The following is an 18,478-nucleotide window of genomic DNA, read 5'->3' as shown; positions in this document are numbered from 1 at the left end:
AACTGCATCGGCGGCCGCTTTTTCAGACAAAGCTTTCCTGCAGCCGCTCCCCGCTTCAGATCAGATCGGTGATTGCCATGGCAACCTTGCATACCCGCGCCGCAGCGCGCCTGATGATTGCGCCCTCCGTGCTGCTCCTCTTTGCATGGATGATCGTCCCGCTTGCGATGACGATCTACTTTTCGACGCTGAACTACAATCTGCTCAGCCCCGGCATGGAGAGCTTTGTCGGCTTTCTGAACTACGAATATTTCCTTTCCGATCCTGCCTTCTTCGCCGCGCTGATCAATACGCTGGTGCTCGTCGCCGGCGTTCTCCTAATCACCGTCATCGGCGGCATCGCCTTTGCGCTGCTGCTCGACCAGCCGATGTACGGCCAGGGCATCGTGCGCATCCTGGTGATTGCGCCGTTCTTCGTCATGCCGACGGTGGCCGCGCTGGTGTGGAAGAACATGTTCATGAACCCGGTCAACGGCCTGTTTGCGCATCTTGCCAAGGCCCTCGGCCTGCAGCCGATCGACTGGCTGGCGAATGCGCCGCTGTTCTCCGTCATTCTCATCGTTGCCTGGCAGTGGCTGCCCTTTGCGACGCTTATCATGCTGACGGCGCTGCAGTCGCTCGACGAGGAGCAGAAGGAAGCCTCCGAAATGGACGGCGCCGGGCCGATCTCGAAATTCATCTACATCATCCTGCCGCACATGGCCCGCGCCATCACCGTGGTGATCCTAATCCAGACGATCTTCCTGCTTTCGGTCTTCGCCGAAATCCTCGTCACCACCAATGGCGGGCCGGGCACCGACAGCACCAACCTCACCTATCTCGTCTATGCCCAGGCGCTGCTGCAGTTCGATATCGGCGGCGCTTCGGCGGGCGGCATCGTCGCGGTGGTGCTTGCCAATATCGTCGCGATCTTCCTCGTCCGCCTCGTCGGCAAGAATCTGGAGGCTTGAGATGGCCAGAAAAGTCACAACCCGGCGCAAGGTCATCGTCACCGCGATTGCCTGGACGCTCGGCATCCTGATCTTCTTCCCGATCCTCTGGACCTTCCTGACCAGCTTCAAGTCGGAAGCCGACGCCATCGCCTCGCCGCCGCAGTTCCTGTTCTTCCACTGGACGACGGAGAACTATGCGGAGGTGCAGAGCCGGTCGAACTATCTCAGCCACTTCATGAACTCGGTGATCATTTCCTTCGGCTCGACGCTGATCGGCCTGATCATCGCTATCCCTGCCGCCTGGGCGATGGCGTTTTCGCCGACCAAGCGGACCAAGGACGTGCTGATGTGGATGCTGTCGACCAAGATGATGCCGCCGGTGGGCGCGCTGATCCCGATCTATCTGTTGTTCCGCAATTCGGGCCTGCTCGACACGCGCACCGGCCTGGTGATCGTGCTGACGCTGATCAACCTGCCGATCATCGTCTGGATGCTCTATACCTATTTCAAGGAAATTCCCGGCGAGATCCTCGAAGCGGCCCGCATGGACGGGGCCTCGCTGATGAAAGAGATCGTCTACGTGCTGACGCCGATGGCGGTGCCCGGTATCGCCTCGACGCTGCTTTTGAACATCATCCTTGCCTGGAACGAGGCGTTCTGGACGCTCAACCTCACCGCCTCGAAAGCAGCACCGCTGACGGCCTTCATCGCTTCCTATTCCAGCCCGGAGGGCTTGTTCTACGCCAAACTCTCGGCGGCTTCGACGATGGCGATCGCGCCGATCCTGATCCTCGGCTGGTTCAGCCAGAAACAACTCGTCCGCGGCCTGACCTTCGGCGCAGTGAAATAAGATAAAGGGAGACAAACATGGGCAGCATTACCCTTCAGAAGGTTTCCAAGGTCTTCGGCGAAGCCAAGGTCATCCCTTCGATCGATCTCGACATCAAGGACGGCGAGTTCGTCGTCTTCGTCGGCCCGTCGGGCTGCGGCAAGTCCACGCTGCTCAGGCTGATCGCCGGCCTTGAGGACGTCTCCGGCGGCAAGATCGTCATCGACGGCCGGGACGCCACCGAAAAGGCGCCGTCGGAGCGCGGCCTTGCCATGGTGTTCCAATCCTATGCGCTTTATCCGCATATGAGCGTGCGCAACAACATCGCCTTCCCGCTGAAAATGGCGGGCATCGACAAGGCGGAAATCGACCGCAAGGTGACGGATGCGGCCCGTGTGCTCAATCTCACCGACTATCTGGAGCGCAAGCCGCGTCAGCTTTCCGGCGGTCAGCGCCAGCGCGTCGCGATCGGCCGAGCCATCGTGCGCCAGCCTTCGGCTTTCCTGTTCGACGAACCGCTGTCGAACCTCGATGCAGCATTGCGTGTCAACATGCGCCTCGAGATCAGCGAACTGCATCAGCAGTTGAAGACGACGATGGTTTACGTCACCCACGACCAGGTCGAGGCGATGACCATGGCCGACAAGATCGTCGTGCTGAACAGGGGAAATATCGAGCAGGTCGGCTCGCCGCTCGAGCTTTACAGCCGCCCGCGCAACCTCTTCGTTGCCGGTTTCATCGGCTCGCCGAAGATGAATTTCATCAACGGCCAGAACGCGGCTCAGCTTGGCGCCCATACGATCGGCATCCGACCCGAACATATGTTGTTGTCCATGGAGAGCGGCGACTGGAAGGGCAGGGTCGTGGTCGCCGAACATCTTGGTTCCGACACCTTCCTGCATATCGATGCCGAGGGCATCGGCATGATGACGGCGCGCGGCAGCGGCGATTTTGCCGCCAAAGCTGGAGACACGGTCTATCTGACGCCGGATCGTTCGCGTATTCACAAATTCAACGAGGGCGGCCTTGCCATCTGAGGCGGGCTGCCGGGCTGGGGGCAGGCATACGAGCCGGGCGAGGGCGTCCGGCCGTTTCGGCAAGACCTTCAAGAGGACTGGAACATGACGTGCAAACTATCGCTGGCAACGCTTTCGGATGTGGCGCGCACTGCCGCCATCCCTGGATATGACAGGGCGTCGCTGAAAGCCGGCATCGTGCACTTCGGCGTCGGCAATTTCCACCGCGCCCATCAGGCGGTCTATCTCGACGATCTCTTCAACTCAGGCGCGGATCACGATTGGGCGATTGTCGGCGCCGGTGTGCTGCCATCGGACGCCGCGATGCGTGAAAAGCTTGCGGCACAAGATTTTCTGACGACGGTGGTCGAGCAGGACAACAACAAGACGGCGGCGCGCGTCACCGCGCCGATGGTCGACATCCTGCCGGTCGGCGACCCCGCCGCGATCATCGCCAGGCTCGCCGATCCCGAGATCCGCATCGTTTCGCTGACGATCACCGAGGGCGGTTATTTCATCGACGCATCCGGAACCTTCAACCCGGCGCATCCGGCGATCGCCGCCGACGGAAACAGCCCCGATGCGCCGAAGACGGTGTTCGGCCTGATCGTCGCCGGGCTGAAGGCGCGCAAGGACCGGGGTATCGAACCCTTTACCGTCATGTCCTGCGACAACATTCCCCATAATGGCATCGTTACCGCCAATGCCGTGGTCGGCACGGCCGCCCTTTCGGACCCGGGCTTTGCCGCGTGGATCCGGGCGAATGTCGCCTTCCCGAATGCGATGGTCGACCGCATCACGCCGGCAACCGGCCAGCGCGAAATCGATTTCCTCAGGGACAACTTCGAGATCGATGACAACTGGCCGGTCTATTGCGAGGAATTCAAGCAATGGGTGCTTGAGGATAAGTTTACTGCCGGTCGGCCGGCACTAGAAAAGGTCGGCGTCACCTTCGTGCCTGATGTCACGCCCTACGAGCATATGAAGATCCGGATTCTCAACGGCGGACATGCCGCGATCGCCTATCCGGCGGCGCTGATGGACATCCATTTCGTTCACGATTCCATGGAGGATCCGCTGATCCGCGCCTTCCTCGCCAAGCTCGAGAACGACGAAATCATCCCGATCGTGCCGCCGGTGCCGAACACGTCGCTGACGGATTATTTCGCGCTGATCGAACATCGCCTGCTCAATCCGAAAATCGCCGACACCATTCCGCGGCTGGCGCAGGACGGATCGAACCGCCAGCCGAAATTCATCTTGCCGTCGACGCTCGACAATCTCAGCCAGGGCAGGGACGTCGTCGGCCTGGCGCTGGTTTCGGCGCTCTGGTGCCGTTACTTCGCGGGCAAGACCGATAGCGGCAAGGATATCGTCTTCAACGACGCCAGCGCCGAGCGCCTGCATGCGGCGGCGCTGAAGGCGAAGACCGATCCGTCAGCCTTTCTCACCTTCGACGATATTTTCGGCGAGGTGGCGAAATCCGAACTTTTCCGCAAGCGTTTTGCCCATGCACTCAAAAGCCTGTGGGAAAAAGGCACGCGGGAGACGCTGCAACTCTATCTCGATGGCAAGCTCGCGGTGTAAGGAATCCGTCCGAATTGAACTCAGGTTGGGTCTTCCATGGCTGATGCTGAACCACGGCTGGTTATCTTCGATTGCGACGGCGTGCTCGTCGACAGCGAGCCGATCTCGATCAGTGTGCTCGTCGGGGCGATGAACGATCTCGGCGTCTCGATCACCGAGGATCAGGCCTACGAGCGCTTTCTCGGCCGCAGCCTTTCGACCCTCATCGATACGCTGGAAACCGAATTCAACGTCCATGCCGGTGAGGAATTCCTTGAGCGCATTCGCACCGATCTCTACACCCGCTTTCGCACCGAGCTGAAGCCGATCGAGGGTATTGCCGCAACGATCGATGGGCTTGGCGTTCGTTGCTGCGTCGCCTCGTCCAGCCAGATGGAGCGAATCCGGCTGTCGCTGTCCGTCACCGGGCTGCTCGACAAGCTGCCCGACATCTTTAGCGCGACGATGGTCAAGCGCGGCAAACCGGCGCCCGATCTTTTTCTGCATGCGGCGCGTGAAATGCAGGTGGCGCCTGCGCATTGCATTGTTGTGGAGGACAGCCCGGCCGGCATTGCCGCCGCCAAGGCAGCGGGTATGACGGTCTTCGCCTTCACCGGCGGATCACACGCCAATTTCGCCGGCTATCGCGCCGAACTCGACCGGCTTTCGCCGGAAGCGGTGTTTGACGCCATGCCGGATTTGATCCACCTTGTCCGCAACCATAGCTGGACGGGACCAAGATTTGATGCGTGATCATGTGGTTGCGGTGGATATCGGCACGGGCAGCGCGCGCGCCGGTGTCTTCGATGCGCGCGGTCGCCTGCTCGCCAAGGCCGAGCATCCGATCGTGATGAACCGGCCGCGTGAAAACCATGCCGAGCACGATTCCGAAGATATCTGGTCGGCAGCCTGTACGGCGGTGCGTAGCGCCATGGAGCAATCCGGCATCGCCGCCGCCTCGGTCGGCGCGATCGGCTTCGACGCCACATGTTCGCTCGTCGTGCGTGACGTCGAGGGCCGGCAGCTCAGCGTGTCCACAGGCGGCGAGACACGCTTCGACACGATCGTCTGGCTCGATCACCGGGCGCTGAAGGAAGCCGATTTCTGCACGGCGACGGAGCACGCGGTGCTCGAACATTCCGGCCACGTCATGTCGCCTGAGATGGAGATGCCGAAGCTGATGTGGCTGAAGAAGAAGCTGCCTGCCACATGGGAGAAGGCCGGCTATTTCTTCGATCTCGCCGATTTCATGACGTGGAAATCGACCGGATCGCTCGCCCGTTCGCGCTGCACGCTGACAGCGAAGTGGAACTATCTCGCCCATCGCGAAAAGGGCTGGCAGCAGGATTTTCTGGAGCGGATCGGCCTTGAGGACCTTCAGAAGCGCGGTCACCTACCGGATGAGACCACGGCTGTCGGAGGCAGCGTCGGCTGGCTGACGCCGGAAGCGGCGCAGGCGCTCGGGCTGACCACGGACTGCCATGTCTCCGCCGGCATGATCGACGCCTATGCCGGCGCGCTCGGCGCGCTTGGCGGCTACGCCGCCGATCCTGTAAAACGGGAGCACCAGCTGGCGCTGATCGCCGGCACGTCGAGCTGCATCGTGACTTTCTCGCGGGAACGCAAGCCGAGCCATGGCATGTGGGGTCCCTATTACGAGGCGGTCTTTCCAGAATCCTGGCTGGTGGAGGCCGGGCAATCGGCGACCGGCGCGCTGCTCGACCACATCGTGCGCATGCATGCCGCCGGCGGCGAGCCGACGGCGGGCCTGCATCAGAGAATCGTCGCACGCATCGCCGAATTGCGGGCCGACGAGGGCGATGCCTTCGGCGCACGCATCTTCGTACTGCCGGATTTTCATGGCAACCGTTCGCCGCTCGCTGATCCGCATGCCGTCGGGGTCGTCAGCGGGCTGACGCTCGATGCGTCCTTCGATGGCCTCTGCACACTTTACTGGCGCACCGCCGTGGCGATTGCGCTCGGCATCCGCCACATCCTCGAAATGATGAAGGAATACGGCTACGTGCCCGATACGCTGCATATTGCCGGCGGGCATGTGAAGAACCCGGTGCTGATGGAGCTCTATAGTGATGCCACCGGCTGCAAGGTGGTGGTGCCGAAAATGAACGAGGCGGTGCTGCTCGGTACGGCGATTGCGGCATCCGTTGCCTGCGGCCTGTACGGGGATCTGGCGGCAGCCGGCGAGGCGATGTATCCGGGTGGCGACGAACGGCTGCCCGATAAAACCAAACAGGCGCTCTATGACCGCGACTACCGCCGCCTTCTCGCCATGCACAGGCATCGCGCCGAGCTGGAAACGATGCAATAACGGCTCAGTGGTTTGCCGTCTCGCCAAGGACCGTCGCAAATTCCATCATGCGGCGGCGGCGAAGGGCCGCCTCTTCTCCGACGTCAAGGACGACGGATTCCGACAGGCAATCGAGCAGCGCAATCAGTGGTGGAAGATTGTCGAGATCGGGCGCGCGCGCTGGCGGCAAGGGCAGCATGACATTCGACTGATCCGCCATCCAGTCCGCTTGCTGCGGTGAAATCAGCACGACCTTATAGCCGTAGCGCCGTGCAGTTCGGGCAAGCAGCCGCGCTTTGGCGAAGCGGCGACAATCGATGATGACCAGTAGCGCGTCATCAACGGCCAGCCGGGCGAAAAGCTCGGCAAAACGGTTGTCGGCGCCGTCGAGCGTGCGCACGCCGTCGCGGGCCTGCGTCAGCCGCTGGCAGAAATGATGGGCAAGGCTTGCAAGCCGGGCATGGGTGACGATCGATACTTCGCGGGCAGTGCTGATCAAGCTGACGGCTTCGGACCAGTGTGGCTGCGCCGTCAGATGATAGATATGATGGAGCGCCTGGATCTGTTCGGCAACCAGCACGGCGAGCGGTTTGCCCTCCGCTGCGTCCTGATGCAGCTCGCTCATGGCGCTTTGCAATTGCGCCGGCGATGTCGTCACGGTCTCGCGAATCTCCACCTTGACGCTGTCCAATCCCTGATAGCCGAGTGCGCGCAGGAAGCGCCCGACGGTCATCGGCGAGAGATCCAGGCGATCGGCGACCGATGCAGCTGTCTCGAACGGCAGGTCGTTTAGGTGTTCGTTAAAATATTTCGCAATGCGACGTTCGGCCGGTGTGCCGGTTTTTGCGTATTGCCTGAGTTTTTGGACAAAATCTTCCACGTCAGCCTCCCCCGTTTTTCCTTAGAGGCGTTCCGTGGATGCGCTGTTGCGACCCCTTGTCTTTGCAACTATTTCGGAAGCTGCTTCTCAGGCCCATGCATATTTGGATGCGTGACAATACTATATTAGCATTTAATTTTCGACAAGTTTTCTATTGCCGCATGCAATTTTATTCTCACTTGTCGGTGGCAGCAATCTTTCCTACATCTTCGGCGCAACCGGAGACGCCTGAGACATGATCCTTGACGCCGCTCGATTATCGCTGACCAATTTGTTCGCCTCGGAAACACGTTCGGTCTTCTGGAAAGTGCTCGGCCTGACGATTCTCGTGCTGGTCGGACTCTGGTTCGCGCTGCGCGGGGCCTTCATGGCTTTTCTCTTTCCCTGGCTTACCAGTTTCTTTCCCGATGTGCCGGATTGGGCGGGGTGGCTCGCTTTGGTTTTCGCAATTCTTGCCGGTGTCGGCCTTGCGCTGATGTTGGCGTTACTGCTTTCGCCTGTCACGGCGCTGATCGCCGGCTTGTTTCTCGACGATGTCGCCGATGTCATCGAAAAGCGCGATTATCCCAAGGACATGCCGGGCACCGCCATGCCGCTCGGCCCGGCGATGGCAAGCTCGATCAAGTTCCTCGGCGTGGTGATCCTCGGCAATATCGTGGCGTTGCTGCTGCTGTTCATTCCCGGCGTCAATCTGATCGCGTTCTTTCTGGTGAACGGCTATCTGCTCGGACGGGAATTTTTCGAATTCGCCGCCATGCGCTTCCGTTCGCCTGAGGAGGCGCGGCTCCTCCGCGCCAAGCACGCCTCCACCGTCTTTCTTGGTGGGCTGATGATCGCCCTGTTTCTGGCGATCCCCTTCGTCAATCTTCTGACGCCGCTTTTTGCCGCCGGCATGATGGTGCATCTGCACAAGCTGATTTCCGCGCGCGACATCGGTTTTCGGGTGTGAGGTTCAGCCGGGCAGGGCGGGAGAGGTCCTGCCCTATTCCACGGCCTCGCCGATCACCTGCGGCGGTAGCTCGACGAGCGGTGCCGGCACATCCCAACTCTTCTCCGGCGATTTGCAGAGATCGGCGATGACGCAGCGCTCGCATTCGGGGCGGCGCGCCTTGCAGGTGTAGCGACCGTGCAGGATCAGCCAGTGATGGGCGTGATAGAGGTAATGTTGCGGGATCACCTTCATCAGCCGCGCCTCGACCTCGTCGGGCGTCTTGCCGGGGGCAAGCTTGATGCGATTGGCGATGCGGAAGATATGCGTGTCGACGGCCATCGTCGCCTGGCCGAAGGCCATGGACAGCACGACATTGGCGGTCTTGCGGCCGACGCCCGGCAGTTTCACCAGTTCGTCGCGCGTCTCCGGCACCTTGCCGGCGAAATCATCGATCAGCATCTGCGAGAGCGCGATGACATTTTTCGCCTTGTTGCGGTAGAGGCCGATCGTCCTGATATGATCTCGCAGCCGCTCCTCGCCGAGATCGAGCATCTTTTCCGGCGTATCGGCAATCTGGAAGAGCGCGCGCGTCGCCTTGTTGACGCCGACATCGGTCGCTTGCGCCGAAAGCGCGACGGCGACGACCAAGGTAAAAGGATTGGTGTGCTCGAGCTCGCCCCTCGGTTCCGGCCGCTGCACCGAGAAGCGGCGGAAGATCTCTTCGCGCTCGGCCAGCGAATAGGCCGTCTTCACCGCCGCCGGTTTGCGGCGGGCGATCACATTCGAGTTTTGCGATGGTCTGGTGACGGATTTGAGTTTCGGATTTGCCATGGAGAATCTATACTCAACGGCTATGATGGAAAGCAACGCCGACAGCTTCAACGAGCAGCCTGTTTTCGCTGCCGAGCTTTTCCCCCACCGGTCGCTTGGCCGCCGGGGCTTCAGGGTGCTGCTTATCCTGTCCGGTTCCGTCTGCCTGCTCTATGGCATGTTCTTCATCGCGACCGGCGCCTGGCCGATCGGCCTCTTCTTCGGACTGGATTTCGTGCTTCTCTACGGCGCCTTCCGGCTGAATTACCGCTCCGGCAAAGCGCGCGAACAGGTAACGGTGTCGCGCACGGACGTGTCGGTGCGCAAGTTCACAGCGTCGGGACGGATGGTTGAGCATCACTTCAATCCGTTCTGGGCGCGCTTCCTCATTCGCCGGCACCAGGAGATAGGCATCCTCTCCATGCAGATCTTCGGCGAGGGCCGGCGCACGGATATCGGCTCCTTCCTCAATCCCGACGATCGTGAAAGCTTCGCCAAAGCCTTCAAGGGCGCGCTCGCCACGGTCAAGCAGCGTATCTGAACTTACCTGGTGGGTGCGCAAGAAACGGGTGGTTTGCGAACAGCCAATTGATTATCTCCTTATGACAAGGAGAAAGACGATGAACATGATGGCGAACCTGCAGACTGACATCACGCCTGACGGCCCTGATTACGACATTGTCCGCCGGGTGATCGAACTCATCACCGAGGATTACCGCGACCAGCCTTCGCTGGAGGCGATCGCGGCGCGGCTCAACCAGTCGCCGACCCAGTTGCAGAAGACCTTCACCCGCTGGGCCGGCCTGTCGCCCAAGGGTTTCCTGCAGGCAGTGACGCTCGACCACGCCAAGCGGCTGCTGCGCAAGGAAGACATGCCGCTGCTCGAGACCTCGATCGAGGTCGGCCTCTCCGGGCCGAGCCGCCTGCACGATCTGTTCGTCACGCATGAGGCGATGTCACCCGGCGAATGGAAGGCGAAGGGCGGTGGTCTCACCATCCGCTACGGCTTCCACATCTGCCCCTTCGGCATCGCACTGATCATGGTGACCGACCGCGGCCTTGCCGGCCTTGCCTTCAGCGATTCCGGCGACGAGAAGGCCTGCCTCGAAGATATGACCTGCCGCTGGCCGAACGCCTGCTATGCCGAGGACCTGCAGGCGACGGTTCCCTATGCCGCCCGCATCTTCGAGCCTGGCAAATGGTCTTCGGAACAGCCGCTGCGGGTCGTGCTGATCGGCACGGATTTCCAGGTGAGTGTCTGGCAGAGCCTCATGAAAATCCCGTTCGGCAAGGCCGTCACCTATTCCGATATCGCCAATGATATCGGCCGGCCGACGGCGCAGCGCGCCGTGGGGGCCGCCGTCGGGGCCAACCCGATCTCCTTCGTGGTGCCCTGCCACCGGGCGCTCGGCAAGAACGGCGCACTGACCGGTTACCATTGGGGCCTCACCCGCAAGCGGGCGATGTTGGGCTGGGAATCGGCGCACGCCTGATAGGGTTCCGACCGTCGCTCACCCTCATCGCCTCGCTAACCCTCCGGCACTTCTCCCCGCTGGGGAGAAGTGCCGGAGGTTAATGTCTCAGCTAATTCCAGCAATGCCCGTGCGGCACTTTCATCGGTGATCAGCGTGTTGCACCCGATGCGCTTGATGGTGGCGCGTATGGCGACGGCCCGGTGGGCGCCGCCGGAGGAGAGCACGATATGCTTGGCCTCTTTCAGCGTGTCTAGATCGACGGACATGACACGGCGATTGATCGAGTGGTCGACAGACTTGCCGTTCTCGTCGAGGAAATTGAACATGGTGTCGCAGACGCAGCCGGCGTCGATCAACTCCTGCAGCTCGGCCTTCGAGATCCAGCCTTCCGACAGCGAGGTCGAATGCGGGCCGATGTCGCCGCAGCTGACAATCGCCAGATCGAGGTTTTCGGCGAGACGGTAAATCGTGTCCAACCCGCATTTTTCGATCAGATTGCGTTTCGTCTCGATGGAATCGACGAGAAGCGGTGCCAGGAACATGTAACACTCGGCACCGAGCTGATTTGCCAGCCGCCATGTGAAATCGATCGGGTTTGTCTGGTGCACGGCGACGATGCCGCCCAGAAGCGAGACGATTTTGCAATTGGCGCGGCGTGGCGGCCGGAAGCTCGACAGCGAGGCGGTCATGGTGCGGCCCCAGCCGACGCCGATGGTGTAATCGTCGGGAATGGCTTCGGAGAGGAACTGGCCAAGCGCCAGACCGACATTTTTCGCCAACGCATTGACGTCGTTATTGACCGGTGCGGGTACAACAATCGCCTCGTCGAGGCCGTAGGCGCGCTCCAGTCTCACCGAAAGCTCGACGCAGTCGCCGATCGAATCGTTGATCCAGATCTGGACTTCGCTGCGCTTCATCGCCTCGTCGAGCAGGCGGATCACGGTGGTGCGGCTGATGCCGAGTTGTTCGGCGACGTCCTTCTGGGTCAAGCCCTCGTTGTAATAGAGCCATGCCGCCCGCAGCCGCAGTGAGGATGCTTCCGAAAAGGCCGTGTGCGTGCCGCGTTTAAGCTTGACCACATCTCCTCCGCACAATTCCTGGCCTTAGACCCCTCATTGAGGCGAGAGGTTGCGACGACGCGCTTGTTGCGGGGGATAATGACGGGTGTGACACTTATGTCAATTGAAATGCACAAATGTCCTTGACTTTTCCTTGGGCGAATGGCGATAGTCCGGGTGATACAAGTCGTTCCTGTCCGTCCGAGGAGGACATAGTGCGGGCATGCCCAAAGTCACGACCGGCCTTCCAGCCGCAGGCGATATCGCTTGCGTTCGGCGTGCGGTTTGCCCGCGGGAACACGGCTACTGTCCTTCACGTTTATGAATCATCCGTGACGGATGCGCGCATTTTCGCCTGCAGCATGCAAATAACCTGTCGATAGATCACCTTTACCGGGCGGAACTCGTGCCGGTCGCAGCCCAAGTTCAACAAGGATATTGACCATGACATCCAAGCTTGACCAACTCCGCGAGATTACCACCGTCGTCGCCGACACTGGCGATATCGAAGCCGTCGCCCGCCTGAAGCCTGTCGATTGCACGACGAACCCGAGCATCGTGCTCAAAGCCCTCGGTACGCCGATGTTTGCCGATGCCATCAAGGAAGCCGTCGCCTGGGGCAAGAAGCAGGGTGGCAATCCTGAAGCCGTTTCTTCCGCCGTCGCCGACCGCCTCGCCATCTCGGTCGGCGCCGCCCTTGTGAAGCTCGTCCCGGGCCGCGTGTCGACCGAAGTCGACGCCGATCTTTCCTTCGATACCGAGGCTTCGCTTGCCAAGGCGCGCGCGATCATCGCCGCCTACAAGGATCGCGGTATCGGTCAGGACCGCATCCTCATCAAGCTCGCTTCCACCTGGGAAGGTATCCGCGCCGCCGAAGTGCTGCAGAAGGAAGGCATCGACTGCAACCTGACGCTTCTGTTCAGCAAGGCCCAGGCGATCGCCTGCGCCGATGCCAAGGTGTTCCTGATCTCGCCCTTCGTCGGCCGCATCCTCGACTGGTACAAAAAATCAACCGGCAAGGACTACACGGCCGAGGAGGATCCGGGCGTCATCTCCGTCCGTGAAATCTACAACTACTACAAGGCGAACGACATCAAGACGATCGTCATGGGCGCCTCCTTCCGCAGCGCCGGCGAAATCGAAGCCCTTGCCGGCTGCGACCGCCTGACCATCAGCCCGAACCTGCTCGACGAGCTTGCCAAGGATGAAGGCAAGCTGGAGCGTAAGCTCTCGCCGGAGAGCCGCAAGCCGGATCCGAAGGTCTCTGTCGATGAGAAGACCTTCCGCTGGATGATGAACGAAGACGCGATGGCGACGGAAAAACTCGCCGAAGGCATTCGCGCCTTCGCCAAGGATCTGGGAACGTTGCGCACCATGGTGCAGAAGGAACTGCAGCTCGCCGCCGCCTGATAAGGTCCGGCATGCAATCGAAGGCGCGGCTGCCGCTGGCAGGCGCGCCTTTTTCATGCTGTTATCAAAGGCATATGCAGTTGGAGACCAATATGGCGGGTGAGAAACGGGCAAGTTCGCTGGCGGCATTTGCCTACAAGCATGCGAGCTTCATCATCGCTATCCTGGCCGGACTGGTGGTCTTCTTGGCTGTGACCTCGCGCGACGTCAGCGCCGGCAACATCTTGTTCGGCTGGAATGTCAGCGCCGGCGTTTTTGTCGTGCTCAGTTGGCGCAAGATGCTGCGGGCAACGGTTGAAAGCATCCGGAAACGCTCCGCGGATCTCGATTTCTCCGACACCGTCCTGCTGGCTCTTTCGATCGGTGCAGCACTTGCCAGCGTCGCCGGTATCGGCCTCGAGCTTCATTCGATCAAGGAAGCGACACCTGACGTCGCGCTGGCCCGGGCAGGGGCCGCGGTGCTGACGATCCTGATCTCCTGGATCTTTCTGCACACTCTCTTCACCATCCATTATGCCCATTATTTCTATGGTGGGGCGGACGAGGAGGGTGGCCTCAAGTTTCCTGACGGAATCGAAGAACCTGGCTATTGGGATTTCCTCTACTTCTCCTTCACGATCGGCGTTGCTGCGCAGACGGCGGATGTCGCGGTCAGTTCGACCAGCATGCGCAAGCTGACGCTGCTGCATGCCGTGCTGTCTTTCCTGTTCAATACGACGATTCTGGCGCTGGCGATCAATGTCGGAGCGAGCCTGCTTTAGAGCCTTTCCCGGTCAGATTGAGCTCTGACCAGGAAAAGGCTCTAACCCTTCGCCGCCGCCCTGAAAAAGGTCTCGAACTCGGCCAGGTCGCCTGCGGCGACATCCGAAACTGCCCAGAACACCAGCCCTCCGTCCGACCATTGCGTCATGTTGTAGCCATCATGCACCGTCGTCGTCTGGGCGGCCGATGCCGCGGGCCAGATGAACAGGTTGATGACATGGCCGTGGCGCCGGTAGACGAGGGCAGCAACGGCGCGATCACCGATATAGTCGACACGCCCGCCGATCAGCGGAAAGCCATCCTTGGAGAGATCGCTGACCGGTGGCGAAAAATCGATCTTGCCGTTGAACCAGGGTTTTACCGTGTGCTGATCCGAGGTCAGCACGTCGGTCAGATGATCGGCCATCATCGACCTGACATGGCTTGCCATGATCTGGTCCTGCAAAAGCATCGTCTGCGATGGCGCGCTGGCGAACAGGATTGCGCCTGCCGCCAATGCCGCCAGCGAAGGCACGAAGCTCCATTGCCGGAAGAAATCCAGGGCGCGGCGCCAGACCGACGCCTGACGCTGCAGCGGCAGGCTGGATACCACTGCCGACTGTTCGAAAGACAGCATTGACAGCACTTGCGAGCGCAGCGCCACCGGCGGCTTCCACTTGATGCCATCCTGATCGATGATCTCTCTCACGCCGCGGACCCTTTCCATCTCCGCCCGGCAATTCGCGCAGGTGGCAAGATGGTCCTCGAATTGCGCTGCATGGACGGAATCGAGTTCGCCATCGACGAAGCCGTGCAGCATGACGCGCCATTCCGGGCAACCTTTCTGTTGGGCTCCACTCATCCTGCCGTCTCGCTTTTGCCGCATGCATCCCAGGCTTCGCCAAATTCACGCCGCGCCCTGGCAAGCCGCGACATGACCGTGCCGATCGGCGCATCGATGATCTCCGCGATCTGCCGGTAGGAAAGATCTTCAAGCTCGCGCAAGACAAGGATTTCCCGCATCGCCTCCGGAAGTCGGCTGATAACTGCACGTACGCGCTGCTGTTCGCTTCGCCGGATCGTCGCCGTCTCCGGCGAATCCTCCTCCGAGGCGATCTGGTATTCGCCACCTTCATCGGGGTCAGCGTAGCCGTCATTGCCCAAAGGCTGCTCGAACCGCGCTTTGCGTCGATCCTGCTGGCGCCAGACATGGCAGCAGTTCCTGATGATGGCAAAGAGCCAGGCGCGCGGATCGCCGCCACGATAGGTTTCAAAATTGCGATAGGCGCGCAGGAACGCTTCCTGGACAATATCCTGTGCGGCATCCGCATCGCGGCTGAGGAAACGGGCAAAATTATACGCCGCGTCAAGATGGGGAACGATCATGTCTTGAAAGCGCTGCATGAACTCATGCTGCACGATCGCATCGGCTGCCGAAGCGACCCGATCGCTGCTCGATTTTTCCGAGACCATGAGGTGGAATAACCGTACAGCGCCGCCGAGAAGCACGGCCAGCGGCGACGGTCGAATGCGGGTCTTCGACGGTTGCCGGCCCAGCAGCAACCAGCCGTTCGATCCGAAGGGATAGGTGATCTGAGCGTTTGTCATCATTCTCCCTGCCTCAACAGCAGCCGAATTTAGGCGTGAGACCCACAGGCATGCAATGCGGTCCCTTGCCGTCTAGACCGATCGGCACACGGTTTTATTCCACTGCGACGCCATTTTTTTATGCATGCGGTGGGACGTCAGTCGCACGTGATAGAAATCGGAAAACGTTTTCAACAGCTTGAAGAAATAACTCCCGAGACTGGGAATAAGCCGGCTTCGCCAGCGATCTAGTTCGGCAGCGAGGGCATCTGACCAATTCCAGTCTTCGCCACCAGAAATGCCATCAACAAGAGGAGGCATATCCATGTTTACCATGTCACGTCGCGCGGTCCTCGGATCGGCTGCCGCGGCGGCTGCATTCGGTCTGTCGTCGAAGCTCGAATTCGTCATGCCGGCGCTCGCCGCGACGCCGCTGGAGCCGATGGTCGGCTTCTACAAATACAAGGTCGGGGATGTCGAGGTCACGGCGATCTATGACGGTATCTGGAAAAAGCCGCATGACCCGACCTTCATCAAGAACGCTTCGATCGAGGACACCAAGGAGGCGCTTTCCAAGGCCGGGCTCACCACCGAATTCATGCCGATCCCGTTGACGGTGGTCGTCCTGAAGCTCGGCAATCGTCTGATCATGATGGACGCCGGCTCGGGCGTCGGTCAATGGCAGGCAAATGCCACGCACCTGCCGGCGAACATGGCGGCTGCCGGCATCGACTATAAGAAGATCGATACGATCATGCTCTCGCATTTCCATCCAGACCACGTCTGGGGACTGATGGAAAAGGGAACGAACGATCCCGTCTTCCCGAACGCCGAACTCATCGTCAACGCCGTCGAATACAATTGGTGGACGGAACCCGGCCGGGTCGAAAAGCTCGCCGAAGGCCGAAAGCCGGCCGGCAAGCGCATCGCCGAGGTGTTCCCGAAATGGAAGAATTGGAAGCTCGTCGTCGACGGCGCAGAAGTTGCCCCCGGCATGCAGCTTGTCGCCGCGCCCGGCCATACGCCCGGCCATTCCGCCTATCTCATCGCCTCGGGCAGCAAGCAACTGCTTGTCTCGGCTGACATCATGTATGTGCCGGCCCTGCTCGCGCCGCATCCCGAATGGGAAGGCAGCTACGACCAGGACGGGCCGATGGCCGTCGATACGCGCCGGCGCCTGATCGACCGCATCATCGCCGACAATATCGCGATCTGCGGCTCGCATTTCCCTTTCCCCGGCTCGGGCACGTTCGTCAAGGACGGCAATGCCTATGGCTTTACACCGACAGTCCGGGCCTGAAAGGCCGAAAGGAGACCACCATGAAATATGCAATTCTCGGATTCATCTGGCTTTGTGCCATATGCGCGGGCTTTTCCGCGGTGACGGCGCTTCCCGCCTTTGCCGTCGACAACATGCAATCGACGGACGCTCCCGACTTGACCTCGGTGCGCGCCAAGATCGATGCCAAGGACTATGCCGGCGCCCTGGCGGAGCTTCGCGGCCTTGCCGAGGACAACCAGCAGGCAGATGTCTATAATCTGATGGGATATACGCTGCGCAAGACGGGCGACTACAGAACGTCGCTGACCTACTACACCAAGGCGCTGGAGCTTCAGCCCGACCACAAGGCAGCACGTGAATATCTCGGCGAACTCTATGTTGAAACGGGCGAGATGGCGAAGGCCGAGGAGCAGGTGTCATCACTGAAGCAACTTTGCCCGAGTGGCTGCGAGGAACTCGACGATCTACAAAAGGCCATTACGGCCAAGGGTGGGAATTGACGAGTATATGAATGTAAGAGCAGGCGGGCTAACCGCCTGCTCTTCTCAAACCGGAGGATATGATGGAAAACGCCCCAAGCCGGCTGCGACTGGCCGATCTCGTTCTTCTCCTGGGCAGGCTGCTGCTATCGCTGATCTTCCTGCATGAAGGGTTGTCTCTCGCGACCAATATCGCCACGACCATCGACACTTTCGCAACGCTCGGCCTGTCGGCGCCGGTTGCGCTTGCGGTGATCGTCCTTCAGATCGGCGCTGGCCTTTCTATTGCGGCAGGTTTCCTCAGCCGGCTTGGCGCGCTTGCATTGGCGCTCTTCTGCCTGGCGACCGCCTTTCTCTTCCACACGAATTTTGCGAGCCAGAACGAGCTGCTGCATTTCGAGAAGGACCTGGCGATCGCCGGCGGCATGTTCGTCCTGGCGGCTTCAGGCGCGGGATCGATATCGATCGACAAGCTGCTGCAAAAGCGAACAAACAGACTGCATCCCTGGCTCCGGGCGGTGCTGTAGTCAAAGCTTCGCGAACCTCCCCGGCGCAATAAAACCGAATAAAACCGAACAAACGGAAGCGTCGATGCGGGCTACACTTATGGCGACAGGTCAGGAGTGTGCCAGTGATGTCTTCCGCGCAACGCAGTCAGCAAAAACCAATTCTCGTCTTTCTCGCAAAAGGCGCTGCCTGCGATATCGTCTCGAAATTGAATGAGAACGGGTATGCCGCGGCGGCTGTATCCTCGGTGCCGGAGCTCTTCGATGCCTTGCGTTCTGACCGATATTTTCTGGCCGTAACAATGCGGTCGGATATCGATATGGTCCGGAACATCAAGCCGATACCGGTCATCAATCTGGAGGTGTTTTTCCATGCTGCCCAGCCGGCAAAAAAGTCTGCTCAATCCGCGAAAGAATTCGACAGCGACGCATTTCTGAGAAGAATCGCTGCCCTCACGGAGTCAAGAACAAGCAGGATTGCTGCAGTCCAGAAAGCCCCGATGGCAGGCGAGAGGTCGATTGCAAGCACGGTCAAGGCATCTCGCTGGCGTGCTGCCACATCTCTTCTTTTAAGCCACCGCGCCACGTCAAATGCAGAGCGGGCTGATTAGACGTGGGCAAACTGCCACCGCCGACGGGCCGGACGCTGCGCCTCGTTCCGGGCGGAT

General features: G+C 60.5%; 20 protein-coding genes. 15 read left to right on the top strand and 5 right to left on the bottom strand.

From position 1 onward, the window contains the following. Positions 1-77 precede the first annotated feature (77 nt). The 6 genes from GR197_RS08610 to GR197_RS08585 all read left to right on the top strand — a co-directional run bounded on the left by GR197_RS08610 (position 78) and on the right by GR197_RS08585 (position 6,672). Complete coding sequence (locus GR197_RS08610) at positions 78-950, top strand: carbohydrate ABC transporter permease (protein ID WP_164008471.1); 873 nt, start codon at positions 78-80, stop codon at positions 948-950. 1 nt (position 951) lies between these two features. Beyond that, the gene (locus tag GR197_RS08605; protein ID WP_003590144.1) at positions 952-1,782 is read left to right on the top strand and encodes a carbohydrate ABC transporter permease; all 831 of its coding nucleotides are present in this window, start codon (positions 952-954) and stop codon (positions 1,780-1,782) included. Between the two features lie 17 nt (positions 1,783-1,799). Next, positions 1,800-2,798: an ABC transporter ATP-binding protein gene (locus GR197_RS08600; RefSeq protein ID WP_164008469.1), complete on the top strand. Its 999-nt coding sequence runs from the start codon at positions 1,800-1,802 to the stop codon at positions 2,796-2,798. An 84-nt stretch (positions 2,799-2,882) separates the two neighbouring features. Then, on the top strand, positions 2,883-4,364 hold the full coding sequence (locus GR197_RS08595) for a mannitol dehydrogenase family protein (RefSeq protein ID WP_164008467.1): 1,482 nt from the start codon (positions 2,883-2,885) through the stop codon (positions 4,362-4,364). A gap of 36 nt (positions 4,365-4,400) precedes the next feature. Beyond that, the gene (locus tag GR197_RS08590) at positions 4,401-5,096 is read left to right on the top strand and encodes an HAD family hydrolase (RefSeq protein WP_164008465.1); all 696 of its coding nucleotides are present in this window, start codon (positions 4,401-4,403) and stop codon (positions 5,094-5,096) included. Continuing rightward, positions 5,089-6,672, top strand: a complete 1,584-nt coding sequence (locus tag GR197_RS08585) for an FGGY-family carbohydrate kinase (RefSeq protein WP_164008463.1) — start codon at positions 5,089-5,091, stop codon at positions 6,670-6,672. The genes GR197_RS08590 and GR197_RS08585 overlap by 8 nt, the downstream gene beginning before the upstream one ends. Positions 6,673-6,676: 4 nt before the next feature. Here the strand turns inward: GR197_RS08585 and GR197_RS08580 are convergent, their stop codons facing one another. Then, positions 6,677-7,531 carry a MurR/RpiR family transcriptional regulator gene (locus GR197_RS08580; RefSeq protein ID WP_164008461.1) on the bottom strand — a complete coding sequence of 285 codons (855 nt, stop codon included), beginning with the start codon at positions 7,529-7,531 and terminating at the stop codon, positions 6,677-6,679. A 235-nt stretch (positions 7,532-7,766) separates the two neighbouring features. Between GR197_RS08580 and GR197_RS08575 the strand changes: the two genes are divergently transcribed. Next, the gene (locus GR197_RS08575) at positions 7,767-8,480 is read left to right on the top strand and encodes a sulfate transporter family protein (RefSeq protein ID WP_164008459.1); all 714 of its coding nucleotides are present in this window, start codon (positions 7,767-7,769) and stop codon (positions 8,478-8,480) included. 33 nt (positions 8,481-8,513) lie between these two features. Here the strand turns inward: GR197_RS08575 and nth are convergent, their stop codons facing one another. Further along, complete coding sequence (gene nth / locus GR197_RS08570; RefSeq protein ID WP_164008457.1) at positions 8,514-9,293, bottom strand: endonuclease III; 780 nt, start codon at positions 9,291-9,293, stop codon at positions 8,514-8,516. A gap of 22 nt (positions 9,294-9,315) precedes the next feature. Here nth and GR197_RS08565 point away from each other — a divergent pair, with 22 nt between their 5' ends. Beyond that, complete coding sequence (locus GR197_RS08565; RefSeq protein WP_164008575.1) at positions 9,316-9,813, top strand: DUF2244 domain-containing protein; 498 nt, start codon at positions 9,316-9,318, stop codon at positions 9,811-9,813. A gap of 79 nt (positions 9,814-9,892) precedes the next feature. Next, entirely contained in the window at positions 9,893-10,765 is an 873-nt protein-coding gene (locus tag GR197_RS08560) for a methylated-DNA--[protein]-cysteine S-methyltransferase (protein ID WP_164008455.1), read from the top strand. A 35-nt stretch (positions 10,766-10,800) separates the two neighbouring features. Here the strand turns inward: GR197_RS08560 and GR197_RS08555 are convergent, their stop codons facing one another. Beyond that, complete coding sequence (locus GR197_RS08555) at positions 10,801-11,826, bottom strand: sugar-binding domain-containing protein (RefSeq protein WP_164008453.1); 1,026 nt, start codon at positions 11,824-11,826, stop codon at positions 10,801-10,803. A 423-nt stretch (positions 11,827-12,249) separates the two neighbouring features. Here GR197_RS08555 and tal point away from each other — a divergent pair, with 423 nt between their 5' ends. Both tal and GR197_RS08545 read left to right on the top strand, forming a co-directional pair. Beyond that, entirely contained in the window at positions 12,250-13,215 is a 966-nt protein-coding gene (tal, locus tag GR197_RS08550; RefSeq protein ID WP_003543075.1) for a transaldolase, read from the top strand. Between the two features lie 92 nt (positions 13,216-13,307). Then, positions 13,308-13,976, top strand: a complete 669-nt coding sequence (locus tag GR197_RS08545; protein WP_164008451.1) for a DUF1345 domain-containing protein — start codon at positions 13,308-13,310, stop codon at positions 13,974-13,976. A 41-nt stretch (positions 13,977-14,017) separates the two neighbouring features. Here the strand turns inward: GR197_RS08545 and GR197_RS08540 are convergent, their stop codons facing one another. Beyond that, complete coding sequence (locus GR197_RS08540; RefSeq protein ID WP_164008449.1) at positions 14,018-14,818, bottom strand: anti-sigma factor family protein; 801 nt, start codon at positions 14,816-14,818, stop codon at positions 14,018-14,020. Continuing rightward, positions 14,815-15,567, bottom strand: a complete 753-nt coding sequence (locus tag GR197_RS08535) for a sigma-70 family RNA polymerase sigma factor (protein ID WP_164008447.1) — start codon at positions 15,565-15,567, stop codon at positions 14,815-14,817. Before GR197_RS08535 ends, GR197_RS08540 begins: the two co-directional genes overlap by 4 nt. A gap of 301 nt (positions 15,568-15,868) precedes the next feature. Between GR197_RS08535 and GR197_RS08530 the strand changes: the two genes are divergently transcribed. The 4 genes from GR197_RS08530 (at position 15,869) to GR197_RS08515 (ending at position 18,421) form a co-directional block, all read left to right on the top strand. Further along, a complete protein-coding gene (locus GR197_RS08530) occupies positions 15,869-16,843 on the top strand; it encodes an MBL fold metallo-hydrolase (RefSeq protein WP_164008446.1) in 975 nt (324 codons plus the stop codon). Between the two features lie 20 nt (positions 16,844-16,863). After that, the gene (locus GR197_RS08525; RefSeq protein WP_164008445.1) at positions 16,864-17,325 is read left to right on the top strand and encodes a tetratricopeptide repeat protein; all 462 of its coding nucleotides are present in this window, start codon (positions 16,864-16,866) and stop codon (positions 17,323-17,325) included. Between the two features lie 62 nt (positions 17,326-17,387). After that, positions 17,388-17,831, top strand: a complete 444-nt coding sequence (locus GR197_RS08520; RefSeq protein ID WP_164008444.1) for a DoxX family protein — start codon at positions 17,388-17,390, stop codon at positions 17,829-17,831. Between the two features lie 98 nt (positions 17,832-17,929). Continuing rightward, a complete protein-coding gene (locus GR197_RS08515; RefSeq protein WP_164008443.1) occupies positions 17,930-18,421 on the top strand; it encodes a hypothetical protein in 492 nt (163 codons plus the stop codon). Positions 18,422-18,478 lie beyond the last annotated feature (57 nt).

This window comes from Rhizobium phaseoli (assembly GCF_010668805.1).
Lineage (GTDB): Bacteria > Pseudomonadota > Alphaproteobacteria > Rhizobiales > Rhizobiaceae > Rhizobium > Rhizobium phaseoli_A.
Note: the sequence above shows the minus strand (reverse complement) of the source record. Positions and strands in the feature narration are given on the sequence as shown.